12 protein-coding genes are annotated in these 12,234 nt (G+C 50.7%); 7 read left to right on the top strand and 5 right to left on the bottom strand.

Annotation, left to right across the window (positions count from 1 at the left end):
- Positions 1–8 precede the first annotated feature (8 nt).
- Positions 9–1,379 carry an aminopeptidase P N-terminal domain-containing protein gene (locus ACO0LE_RS14435; RefSeq protein ID WP_422961053.1) on the top strand — a complete coding sequence of 457 codons (1,371 nt, stop codon included), beginning with the start codon at positions 9–11 and terminating at the stop codon, positions 1,377–1,379.
- Positions 1,376–2,587 carry an FAD-dependent monooxygenase gene (locus tag ACO0LE_RS14430; RefSeq protein ID WP_422961052.1) on the top strand — a complete coding sequence of 404 codons (1,212 nt, stop codon included), beginning with the start codon at positions 1,376–1,378 and terminating at the stop codon, positions 2,585–2,587. The genes ACO0LE_RS14435 and ACO0LE_RS14430 overlap by 4 nt, the downstream gene beginning before the upstream one ends.
- Before the next feature lie 239 nt (positions 2,588–2,826).
- On the opposite strand, the gene ACO0LE_RS14425 is transcribed toward ACO0LE_RS14430, so the two are convergent.
- Positions 2,827–3,282, bottom strand: a complete 456-nt coding sequence (locus tag ACO0LE_RS14425; protein ID WP_422961051.1) for an Lrp/AsnC family transcriptional regulator — start codon at positions 3,280–3,282, stop codon at positions 2,827–2,829.
- A gap of 231 nt (positions 3,283–3,513) precedes the next feature.
- On the opposite strand from ACO0LE_RS14425, the gene ACO0LE_RS14420 reads away from it, so the two are divergent.
- The 5 genes from ACO0LE_RS14420 to ACO0LE_RS14400 all read left to right on the top strand — a co-directional run bounded on the left by ACO0LE_RS14420 (position 3,514) and on the right by ACO0LE_RS14400 (position 8,606).
- The gene (locus tag ACO0LE_RS14420; RefSeq protein WP_422961050.1) at positions 3,514–4,587 is read left to right on the top strand and encodes an ornithine cyclodeaminase; all 1,074 of its coding nucleotides are present in this window, start codon (positions 3,514–3,516) and stop codon (positions 4,585–4,587) included.
- Between the two features lie 18 nt (positions 4,588–4,605).
- A complete protein-coding gene (gene rocF, locus ACO0LE_RS14415; protein ID WP_422961049.1) occupies positions 4,606–5,517 on the top strand; it encodes an arginase in 912 nt (303 codons plus the stop codon).
- 259 nt (positions 5,518–5,776) lie between these two features.
- Entirely contained in the window at positions 5,777–7,309 is a 1,533-nt protein-coding gene (locus ACO0LE_RS14410) for a serine/threonine protein kinase (RefSeq protein WP_422961048.1), read from the top strand.
- Positions 7,293–7,799, top strand: coding sequence for a TssQ family T6SS-associated lipoprotein (locus ACO0LE_RS14405; protein ID WP_422961047.1), 507 nt, complete (start codon positions 7,293–7,295; stop codon positions 7,797–7,799). The genes ACO0LE_RS14410 and ACO0LE_RS14405 overlap by 17 nt, the downstream gene beginning before the upstream one ends.
- A 66-nt stretch (positions 7,800–7,865) precedes the next feature.
- Positions 7,866–8,606 (top strand): hypothetical protein, encoded by a 741-nt coding sequence (locus tag ACO0LE_RS14400; RefSeq protein WP_422961046.1) that lies wholly within the window; start codon positions 7,866–7,868, stop codon positions 8,604–8,606.
- Positions 8,607–8,702: 96 nt separating this feature from the next.
- Here the strand turns inward: ACO0LE_RS14400 and ACO0LE_RS14395 are convergent, their stop codons facing one another.
- The 4 genes from ACO0LE_RS14395 to ACO0LE_RS14380 form a co-directional block, all read right to left on the bottom strand.
- Positions 8,703–10,148: an NAD(P)(+) transhydrogenase (Re/Si-specific) subunit beta gene (locus ACO0LE_RS14395; RefSeq protein WP_422961045.1), complete on the bottom strand. Its 1,446-nt coding sequence runs from the start codon at positions 10,146–10,148 to the stop codon at positions 8,703–8,705.
- The gene (locus ACO0LE_RS14390; protein ID WP_422961044.1) at positions 10,148–10,471 is read right to left on the bottom strand and encodes an NAD(P) transhydrogenase subunit alpha; all 324 of its coding nucleotides are present in this window, start codon (positions 10,469–10,471) and stop codon (positions 10,148–10,150) included. Before ACO0LE_RS14390 ends, ACO0LE_RS14395 begins: the two co-directional genes overlap by 1 nt.
- A gap of 53 nt (positions 10,472–10,524) precedes the next feature.
- Entirely contained in the window at positions 10,525–10,887 is a 363-nt protein-coding gene (panD, locus tag ACO0LE_RS14385) for an aspartate 1-decarboxylase (protein ID WP_422961043.1), read from the bottom strand.
- A 95-nt stretch (positions 10,888–10,982) separates the two neighbouring features.
- The gene (locus ACO0LE_RS14380) at positions 10,983–12,098 is read right to left on the bottom strand and encodes a Re/Si-specific NAD(P)(+) transhydrogenase subunit alpha (RefSeq protein ID WP_422961042.1); all 1,116 of its coding nucleotides are present in this window, start codon (positions 12,096–12,098) and stop codon (positions 10,983–10,985) included.
- Positions 12,099–12,234 lie beyond the last annotated feature (136 nt).

Here is a 12,234-nt window from a genome sequence, read left to right as displayed (position 1 = left end):
ATCTGCCTATGAGTTCTTCTACTTGTTTTAGTGATTTCGCTGACTTCACTCATTTTCAAACACGTCGCCAGCAAGTACTGACACAGATGCAGGCACAAGGTGGCGGTATTGCCATTATCCCTACCGCGTACGAGATGACGCGTAACAGCGATAATTTTTTCCCGTTCCGACATGATAGTTACTTCTACTATTTGTCGGGCTTTACTGAGCCGGAAGCACTCATTGTATTGATTGCAAATGCCAGCGAGCAGCGCAGTATCCTGTTCTGTCGCGAAAAAAATCCTGAGCGCGAAATCTGGGACGGCTTTCGCTTTGGTCCGGCAGCGGCAAATGAACACTTTGGCTTCGACAGCGCGTTTGCAATCGATGCGCTCGACAGCACAATGCCGGATTTACTCGGCGATGCGCACACACTGTTCTATGGTACTGGCCGCGATCGGCAACTCGATGCCCGCCTGCACGGCTGGATGGAGGCAGTGCGTGCCAGATCACGCAGTGGCATCAGCGCCCCGGCGACGACTGTCGACATACGCGAACTGCTAGATGAAATGCGTCTGCGCAAAGATACGTCCGAAATCGCCTCAATGCAAAAAGCCGCCAGTATCTCGGGTCTCGCCCACACCAGAGCGATGCAGATCGCATTGCCCGGTCGCTACGAATATGAACTCGAAGCCGAACTACTGCATGAGTTCCGCCGCCAGGGCTCGCAAGCGCCTGCGTATGGATCCATCGTGGCAACCGGTGCTAATGCCTGCATCCTGCATTACAGTAGTAATAATGCCCAAATCAACGATGGGGATTTGATATTGATCGATGCAGGCTGCGAATACGATAGCTATGCATCTGACATCACACGCACCTTCCCTGCCAACGGTAAGTTCAGCGAAGCACAAAAAACCCTGTATGACATCGTCCTCGCCTCCCAGCAAGCGGCACTGGATTGCGCCCGTCCCGGCTCACGCTATATGGACGGTCATCACGCCGCAGTGCGTGTGCTGACCCAGGGCATGCTCGATACCGGACTGCTTGATAAAAACAAAGTCGGCAATCTCGATGAGGCGATTGCCAGCGGGGCTTTCCGCCAGTTTTATATGCACGGAACAGGTCATTGGCTAGGACTAGATGTCCATGATGCAGGCTCTTATCGCGAAGCAAAAAAAGTGGGCGATGAAAAACCGTATCGCCAGTTAGAAGCCGGCATGGTCATTACGATAGAACCCGGCATCTACGTCCGCCCCGCCGAAGATGTGCCAGAACAATTCTGGAACATAGGCATCCGCATAGAAGACGATATACTGATCACAGCAGACGGGCATCTGAATCTGAGCCGGGACACACCAAAAACCGTCGCCGACATTGAAAACGTAATGAAGCGATGAACTTAGCAGACAAAACAGATACGACGAGTGCAGCAAACCCGGTCGATTTCCATATCGCCATCTGTGGCGCAGGCCCTGTCGGGCAAGCACTTGCCCTGCTACTATGCAAACAAGGCGTCGCACCCGAGAGCATCGTTTTGTTTGATGCCAAAACCAGTAGTCAGGCTGAGCAGGATGTGCGTTCGATTGCCTTATCCTATGGCAGTCAGCAGATACTCAGCATTGCTAGCGCATGGCCAGTCAAGGCGACCAGCATCCAGCAAATCCACGTCTCCCGGCGAGGTCACCTGGGCCGCAGTCTGATCGACTGCAAGGATTACCAGATCCCGGCGCTGGGCTATGTCGCCCGCTATGGTGACATCATGATGCCATTGCAGCGTGCTCTCGCACAAAGCGCCATTTACATCCAGCGCCCAGTCAAAGTAAGCGCGTTAGAAGAAACCGAAGATAGCGTCACGTTGCGCTTGCAGGATGGCAGCGCCATTACTGCAGGTGTAGTGGTGCAGGCGGAGGGGGGCAGCTTTGCCGATCAGAGACAAAAAACGCAGCATCACGATTACCAGCAAACCGCCATCATTTCTCACATTACGGTCAGCCAGCCCGTCGCTCAGCGCGCATTTGAACGTTTTACCGGACAGGGGCCGCTGGCGTTACTGCCGCAAGAAGATGGCTATGCCTTGGTATGGTGCGTGCGTCCATTGGTGGCAGAACAGCTTTTAGCATTGGATGATGTCGCGTTTAAACAGGCTCTGCAACACGCATTTGGCGAGCGCCTCGGCACCATCCTGACCATCTCAGTGCGTCATTCCTATCCGTTGGGCCTCAATGCCCAAGCGCATGCTACCAGGCGCACGGTAACAATCGGCAATGCAGCGCAAACCTTGCATCCCGTCGCGGGTCAGGGATTGAATCTAGGCTTGCGTGATGCCAGCATACTGGCTCCGCTTTTAGCAAATTGTATGTCTCTAACAATGCTGCAAGCGGCGTCCGGTGATCTGCTTAGCGCTCAGTTGCAGTTATTCCTTCAGCAACGGCGAACTGACCGCCAGACCACGATCAGGCTCACCGATACCATGGCGAGAATCTTCGCCAGCGCCCCGGATGGCGCACTGACGCAATCGATGTTGGGCCTGGGTTTGGGTCTTCTGGACATCATCAAACCAGCAAAAAAAATCCTGGCAGAGCAGATGATGTTTGGCTGGCGCTAGAGAAAAATCTAGCCAAAATCAGGCAAAACCTGCCAGTGGCAACAACTATGGCACCCGCAAATCCGGTTAGCGGAGGAACTGACCATCCTGCAGCTTCAACAACCCGAACTAACATTAAAATTATTAGTCAAATTGAGGGAGTATATTAAAAAATTCACTTCAATCCTCAAGTGTTTAAAGGGGATTAAAAATATACTCATAGCAGTATATAGATATAATAAGCATCAAAACATAGCGATTCAAACGATAGGTAAACTACTCACTGGCTTGATTTCTTCCATACAAATCATCGAACGCAACGACGCTACACCCGGTACCTGCATCAAGCGATCCGTCAAGAACTGCGACAAACTTTTCAGATCAGGTGCGACTACCTTCAGGATGTAATCGAAATCGCCGGTAATCGTATGGCACTCGATAATGTCCGGGAAGGCCATGATATTGCGCTCCACCTCGCGCACATTACGAAACTGCTCCCTGTCCAGCGACAAATTCACAAAAGCTGTAACGCCAAGACCAATCGCCTCGGCCGACACTTGCGCAACATAGCCGCGGATCACCTTCTTCTCCTCAAGCGTACGGACCCGCCGCAGCGTTTGCGGCGGTGATAAATGGATATGCTCTGCCAGTTGCAGATTACTCATGCGACCATCATCCTGGAGATGCTTCAAAATACTGCGATCATAGTTATCCATATCATCCTCAAAAATTTAATAATTTTATGATTTAATTAAATTTAGAAACTAAAATCATTAAACCAATCTAATTAGAAATTATATTTCATTAAATCTGTTTTATATATTCCATTTAGAAATCTAATTTCCGGCCGATTCGCTACAATTTATAGCAGAACATCTAGCGATTCAGGCGTACAAATTCTCTTGAATCCGTTCTGGCACTACCCCCAAAAATCAACGGAGAACATCATGGTGACCTTCATCGGCACACAGGAAATGCAAAGCCACCTGAAAAAAGTCAGCGTAGAAACAGCGATTGCACGCTTAGCTGACATGATCAAGGAAGATTATTTACGCTGGAATCAATTCGACAAATGCGCACGCGTTGCCAGCCACTCAGATGTTGGTGTAATCGAATTAATGCCCATCTCTGACGGTACTCAATATTCATTCAAATACGTCAACGGACATCCAAAAAATACACAAGAAGGCTTGCTGACAGTGACAGCATTCGGTGTATTGGCAGATGTGGATACAGGTTATCCCAAGCTCTTGTCGGAATTAACATTGACTACCGCCATCCGGACTGCTGCCACCTCGGTACTCGCCGCTAAATACATGGCGCGACCAGACAGCCGCAGCATGGCCCTGATCGGCAATGGCGCGCAAAGCGAATTCCAGGCAATCGCCTTCCATTGCATCCTTGGCATACAAGAATTGCGTGTGTATGACGTCGATCCGGCTGCCACCGATAAATTGATCAATAACCTGCGCGCGTATCCAAATTTGCGTATCATTCGCGCTGGGTCTACAGCAGAGGCTGTCAAAGGTGCAGATATCGTCACGACAGTAACGGCGGATAAAACCAATGCGCTAATTTTGCTGCCGGACATGATAGGCGATGGCGTGCATATCAACGGTGTTGGCGGTGATTGCCCCGGCAAGACCGAATTGCATGCCGATATTCTGAAAAACGCCAACGTTGTTGTCGAATACGAGCCACAAAGCCGCATCGAAGGTGAGCTGCAACAGATGCCGGCAGATTTTGCTGTCACTGAATTATGGCAAATATTAGAAGGTCGAGTTGCAGGACGTCACAACGAAAAACAGGTCACCGTATTTGATTCCGTTGGCTTTGCTTTAGAAGATTTTTCCGCAATGCGTTATCTAGAAAAATACGTGATGCAAAAGAGTTCGCCCATCCTGGATCTGGTACCCGAGTTACTCAATCCTAAAGATTTGTTTGGTATGGCCGTGGATGAAAAATCGACCACCGTGTCCGGCATCATTGCAACAGAAACAGCAGTACCGATAATCGCTTAAATTTTAATAAATAACCGAATGAAAACCATTTCCTTAATTGGAGCTCCAACCGATGTTGGGGCAAGTGTCAAAGGTGCAGGCATGGGTCCCGACGCGTTGCGCGTCGCTGGTTTAGTAGAAGCACTGGAGGCCAGGCAATTGCGCGTCGTTGATCGCGGCAATTTGCATGGCCCTGCCAATCCATGGCAGCAACCGGTAAATGGTTTGCGTCATTTGAAAGAAGCGATTGACTGGAATCAGGCCGTATTTGATGCCGTCGATCAGGCGCTTAACGATGGTCACATGCCCATGATGCTGGGCGGCGACCATTGTCTGGCAATCGGCTCGATCAGCGCGATTGCCAAACACTGCAAGAAGAACGGTAAAAAACTCCGTGTCCTGTGGTTTGACGCTCACGCCGACAGCAACTTGTCGACGATTAGCCCGACCGGCAACATCCATGGGATGCCTGTCGCCTGCCTGATGGGCCATGGTCCTGAGCAATTAATTCATTATGCTGGCCACTCACCGGCAATGTCACCTGACCAGATTCGCATGATCGGCATACGCAGTGTGGATGCAGGCGAGAAAAAATTCATTCACGAAATGGGCATGCAGGTATTCGATATGCGTTACATCGATGAACATGGCATGCGCAGCGTCATGAATAGCGCACTCGAAGGTATCGATGACAACACGCATCTGCATGTGAGTTTCGATATGGATTGTCTCGATCCTGATATCGCCCCCGGTGTAGGAACTGCAGTGTTGGGCGGTCCGACTTATCGTGAAGCGCAATTATGCATGGAAATGATTGCCGACAGCGCCCACCTCGCCTCACTCGATCTGGTGGAACTGAATCCTGCTCTTGATATCCGTAACCAGACTGCGGTGTTAGCCGTTGATCTGATCGAAAGTCTGTTTGGTAAATCTACACTAGTCAGGATGTAATGCTAAAGCGGATGTAGCAAAGCCCCGCAGCCCTGCAAATTTTCGCAGAATGATCACGAAAATGTTACGAATTAGCAGAGTTAGCCGCATGTTACTGCATGCGGTTTTTTTTATTCCTCTTCGCCTGTTGTAGCATGAAGTTTTGATTGATGACACGCAGATCGCAAAAAGTTTCAGAAGCTTACAAATTAAGCCACAAATCCCCGGCATATTTCGCTTCATCGCTGGAAGTAAAATTGTTTTAGCGTTATGCTAAGGCATGACCGCCGACACGCTACGCACCCACCTGCCGCATACCAATCCAGTCCCCAAAGGGCGTATTGGCCGCTTCGTATATGAGAGTGAAATAGGGCAAGGCTCAGTTGGTATTGTGTATCTGTTTCGCGATCCATTGATCGGCCGCAAAGTCGCGATCAAGATTCTGAATCCGCAATTACCTTCAAATCAACGTCAATTATTTGAAAAACACTTCATTCAGGAGGCACGTGCTGCAGGTCGCCTGAATCACCCAAATATCGTGACGGTCTATGACGCCGATAAAGAGGGCGATTTGCTGTACATCGTCATGGAGTACCTGGAAGGCAAAGAGCTACGCGATTTAATGATGGGAGGCCATCAATTCAGCTACAAACAGATTGCTGACATGATCGCCCGTACCGCCAACGCGCTGGATTACGCGCATGAGCATGGTGTAATCCATCGCGATATCAAACCTGCCAATATATTTATCACCGGTACAGCAACACCGAAGGTCCTGGATTTCGGCATTGCCAGCGCCTCTCGTCAGTTGTCCGATGGCGATGCAACACTGGGGCAAGATCATTTATCTGAACAACGTTTACTCGGCACACCCAACTACATGTCACCGGAGCAGACGCGCGGAGAATTAGTAGATGCGCGCACGGATATTTTTTCTCTAGGCGTTGTTCTGTACCAACTGCTGTGCGGTCAGTTGCCGTTTAAGGGCGATAGCATTAAGCAGATTTTGCATGCGATTGCACATGATCCGGCGATCCCGCCACAAGAAATACGCACCGACGTTCCTTTGCGTCTGGCACGGATTGCTGCCAAAGCATTGGCTAAAAAACCGGCTGACCGTTACGCCCGCGCCTCGGACATGGCGAACGATTTAAACCGTTTTTTATCCAAAGAAAGAGCCGAGCGCATCATCGCCAAAATTCAGCAGCCCTCGACAGAAAAAGATATCGCCGCCGATGCAACAGGTGACCGGCGCAGAAAAAGTGATCAGAAAAAATGGGGTATCAATCACCTGCTGATCGCTGCCGGATTATTCGTGGTGGTCGCGGTAGGCGCCTGGTCCTGGATGCACCCGGCTCCGCAAACGCTGGCTCCCGTTATCGTGCAGACCGAGGTGAGTAACCCGTCGACCGCAGCGCCGCCCGCAGAAAAAACCTCTGCCGTCCCAGCCAGCAGTTCGGTCAAAGAAGACTCTGAAGAAATCGTCAATTTACCACTGGCAGCGACCACAACACCTGAAAAAATCAATAAAACGGATCCGGCAACGGCTAAGTCTCAGCAAAAACCCAAGGCATCCGCAGCTACGGTTGCGCTACCGCCAGTACCAGTCGTGCTCGGCGCAGTACAACTTGCCGTCTCCCCATGGGGTGAGGTGTATGTGGACGGAGAAGCCAAAGGGGTAGCACCTCCACTCACCAAATTAAATCTTGCGGTGGGTAAGCATAAAATTGAGTTCCGCAATGGCGACGATAGCTATACCGTCAACATCGAAGTCAGTGCAGATAAGGAGAATAAAGTTGGCCACAGATTTTAAGCAGTCATTACTGTATACAACAACACCTGATAACCGCACGGATACACCCAGTCTGGATTCATCCGAAAAACTATCTGGCAAGCAAATAAGTCAAGGGTCAAACGCCTTGACTGGCATAGTGAGTGCGCTCGGATTAGCGCTCGTTCTGGCTGGCTGCGCCGCGCCGGAAGCACAAGTCGGATTGTCCGACCTATCCGCCCGCCCTGGCGAAAAAGCCCTGCTATCCGGCATCCGTTCTTACGAAGATGCTCAATATGCCGAAGCAGAAAAATCGCTGACGCTGGCACTCGGCTCTGGCTTTACCGTTAAAAAAGATGCCGCGCTTGCGCACAAATATCTGGCGTTTATTTTTTGCACCAGCGCACGGATTGACGCATGCAAACAGGCATTCCGCTCAGCACGTATGGCGGATCCGGGATTTGAGCTCACTAAAAGTGAAGTAGGCCATCCGCAATGGGGGCCTGTCTATAAACAAGTCATGGCTGAATAAACTCAGACCAGATCCGCTCTCAGCTTCCTTCTCACATCCTCTGTCACAGATACTGTCCGGACATTCATGATACGCAGCCTGCTGAAATGGCTGGTGATTGCCAGCCTTGTTTTGTTAGGCGTTTCGCTATGGCGCATGCATGATTTGCCACCGGCGACGGAACTCTCTTCGTCATTGCTTGAAGAGCCTATTCAAACGCCGCTGAAACAAGCAGTGTTTTCCGTAGAATCACATGGCATCACTTACCAGGTTCAGCCGCTCTATCAATATGATTTAACAGGTTTGGTCGTCAGCAAACATGATGCCAATACCTGGTGGGATTACTTGCATCGCGAGTGGAATGATAGCCTGAATATTGTTGATGTCTGCGTCGTCTGGGGTAATAACGTCCGCAGCGGTTCATACGCAGATATCAATTTTTCCAGTGGTCAGTTCACCTGCAATTTCAGTACGAATTCGAATGAGGCGTTTGCGGCTTTCGATCAAACGGCAATTTCAAACAATCATCTGCTTACCGATAACCCGCAACTCGCAAAGCTCATCCGCAGCGTGCAAGTAGGCGACCAGATTCATTTTCGCGGCCAGCTTGCGGAGTACTCACATCATCACGGTTTTGCATTTAAGCGCGGCACCAGCATCACCCGCACAGACACCGGCAACGGCGCTTGCGAAACAGTATTTATTGAAAATTTTGATATCCTCAGGACAGGCGGAAAACCCTGGCGCGGCCTGTGCTGGATCGCGGGATTGATGCTGCTCTTAAGCCTGATTGCGTGGTTTATGCAACCTGTCAGATTTAATGATTAAGTAACTGCATACAGATCTCTTGATGTCTGTATGCCGGACGCAATAAAAAACCACCCTGATGTTGAGGGTGGTTTTTGTATGGCCTAAATCTAGTCGCTATTCAACCGCTTTCACCATATCTTCGATCACTTTTTTCGCATCGCCGAACACCATCATGGTTTTATCCATGTAGAACAATTCATTGTCCAGACCAGCATAACCCGAGGCCATGGAGCGCTTGTTGACGATGACAGTTTTCGCTTTGTAAGCTTCGAGAATCGGCATGCCGGCGATCGGTGATTTGGGATCTTTGGCCGCTGGATTGACCACGTCATTCGCGCCCAATACCAGCACCACATCGGCCTGACCAAATTCGCTGTTGATATCTTCCATCTCAAAAACCTGGTCATACGGTACTTCGGCTTCTGCCAGTAAGACGTTCATGTGACCAGGCATACGCCCTGCCACGGGATGGATTGCATATTTGACGGTGATCCCTTTGTGTGTGAGTTTTTCAGTTAATTCTTTCAGCGCATGTTGAGCACGTGCCACCGCCAAACCATAGCCCGGAACGATGATGACCGTCTCCGCATTACCCAATAAGAAAGCGACGTCGTCGGCAGAACCGGACTTCACGTTACGCTGCGCCTGCCCAGCCGCTGCCGCTTCAGTCGGCGCACCGCCGAAACCACCCAGCAAGACATTAAAGAAAGACCGGTTCATCGCCTTACACATAATGTAAGACAGGATCGCTCCCGAGGAACCCACCAGAGAGCCCGCGATAATCAGCATCGAATTATTCAGCGAAAAACCGATACCCGCTGCCGCCCAGCCCGAATAACTATTCAGCATCGACACGACGACCGGCATATCCGCGCCACCGATAGGGATAATGATCAATACGCCAAGGATAAAAGCAATGGCTGTCATCAAGACAAATGGCAACCATGCCGGCGCATTACCTGGCGCGAAACAAAAAATCAGCCCCAGACCAAGCATAGCAATGGCCAGTATCAGGTTCAGAAAATGCTGGCCCTGAAAACTGACTGGTGCGCCCTGAAACAAACGGAATTTGTATTTACCGGACAATTTACCGAACGCAATCACCGAACCCGAGAACGTAATCGCACCGACAAACGTACCGATAAACAATTCCAGACGGTTACCAAAAGGAATTGCCGCGTCGCGCGTGGTGATATTAAAAATCCATGGTTCAGCCACTACCGACACCGCAATACACACTGCTGCCAAACCGATCAGCGAATGCATCGCAGCGACCAGCTCAGGCATCTTGGTCATCTCAACACGCTTTGCCAAGGTTGCGCCAATGCCACCACCGACGACGACACCAATAATGACCAGTCCATAACCGAGGCCAGAGCCAGCTGATTCATTTTTTAGCTTAACGATCAGCGCAACCGTGGTGGCAACCGCAATTGCCATACCAATCATGCCGAAAGCATTACCACGTCGTGCCGTCGAAGGATGCGACAGGCCCTTGAGCGCCTGAATGAAACACACCGAGGCGATCAGGTACAACATCGTAACCAGATTCATACTCATTATTTGTGCTCCTTAGCGCTGTTTGCATTGGCCTTGGGCTCTTTTTTCTTGAACATTTCCAGCATGCGCTGGGTGACCAGAAAGCCGCCGAATACATTGACCGCCGCCAGTGCAACTGCCGCAGTGCCCATGACTTGTGCCAGCAGGCCTTCGGTCATTCCGGCAGCCAGCATCGCGCCAACAATAATGATGGCGGAGATGGCATTGGTCACAGCCATTAACGGTGTGTGCAATGCCGGTGTAACCGTCCAGACCACGTGGTAACCGACATAAATCGCCAGTACAAAAATGATCAGGTTGGTGAGGGTGTGACTAACTTCCATGATGTCCTCTCTTTTCTTTATTTGGGTGAGACATGCAAAGTAAACCGTCGGGATTAATATTCTTTAAGACTGGTAATTTGATTCTTGCCATCGACGAAAACGACTTTCGGCTTAAAGTTACTCGCCTCGTCATCGCTCATCGGAGCATAAGTGCAGATGATCATCAAATCACCGAGTTGTACCCGACGCGCTGCTGCGCCGTTCAACGAGATTTCTCCGCTACCACGTTTGCCTTTAATGACATAGGTAGAGAAGCGTTCGCCGTTGTTAACGTTATAAAGCTCAATCCGTTCGTGCTCCTTGATATCGGCAGCATCGAGCAGATTTTCATCAATCCCACACGAACCTTCGTAGTGGAGATCGCACTGGGTCACAGATGCGCGATGAATTTTGGCGCGGAGCATATTTCTTTGCATGGTCGTTCTTCTTTCAATTACATTTACTAAAAAATTCTGGCTAAATTTCTTTAGCTGCACTACGTCACATAAAGGCCGCTGACGAATATCTGGTCTTATTTTCTTAAAACTTCACCGCCTGCGCACACCAGAGTCGCGACGACGATTTCATCGTCTTTATTGATCGCCAGAGCGGCGTCTTTATCGATGATCAGTTTTAAAAAATCCAGTACGTTGCGGGCATATAAGGCAGATGCATCAGCAGCAACCAGCGTGGCCAGATTAGGTTCACCGATAATATGCACGCCGTATTTGGTGACGGTTTTATTCAGTTCGGACAATGGACAATTGCCGCCTTGCTCGACCGCCATATCGACAATCACGGAACCGGGCTTCATTGCTTTGACCGTGTCTTCGGAAATCAAAACCGGTGCCTTGCGGCCAGGGATCAGCGCCGTCGTGATGATGATATCGGCTTGCTTGGCGCGCTCATGCACCAGAGCCGCCTGACGTTCCATCCATGCGGCGGGCATCGAACGGGCATAGCCGCCGGCGCCTTTAGCGATTTCGCGCTCTTCATCCGTCTCGTAAGGGACGTCGATAAACTTTGCCCCCAGAGATTCAACTTGCTCTTTCACCGGCGGGCGTACATCCGATGCCTCAATCACGGCTCCCAGACGTTTTGCCGTCGCGATTGCCTGCAAACCCGCAACGCCAACGCCCATGATCAGGACGCGAGCGGCTTTGACGGTTCCCGCAGCGGTCATCAGCATGGGCATAAAGCGCTGATAGGTATTCGCAGCCAGCATGACTGCTTTGTAGCCAGCGATATTTGCTTGTGAAGAGAGCACGTCCAGCGACTGCGCACGGGTAATGCGCGGTGCAGCCTCCAGTGCAAATGCAGAAATGCCGTGTGCGGCCATCGCTGCAATATTCTCTGTATCAAACGGATTGAGCATGCCGACCAGCACCGTACCGGGTTTGATCATGGCACGTTCATCTGCACTTGGCGCCCTGACTTTCAGCACCAGTTCGGCACCAAACGCTTCAGCCGCAGTACCGATCTGCGCACCTGCTGCCTGATAAGCTTCGTCCGTGATACTGGCTGCAATACCGGCACCGGATTGCACGATGACCTGATGTTTGGCCGTCACATATTTTTTAATGGTCTCTGGGGTCGCCGCTACACGCGTCTCGCCCGGCCGTGACTCGGCGGGGATGCCGATTCTCATAGGTTTGCTCCTTGGTTGCTTGTTTTAAATTAGTCGCACGGGCTCAAGACTCGACCCTCAATAATTTTTATCAGACTATGCAAGACTCAGGCAATTCCAGACCCTCTCGGTGCTTGCTCCAGCCGCCGGAATCCTT

The sequence above is a fragment of the Undibacterium sp. Xuan67W genome, from assembly GCF_049340165.1.
Taxonomy (GTDB): Bacteria; Pseudomonadota; Gammaproteobacteria; order Burkholderiales; family Burkholderiaceae_D; genus Undibacterium.
The sequence above is the reverse complement of the archived record's forward strand: the minus strand, read 5'-3'. Positions and strand labels throughout refer to the sequence as shown.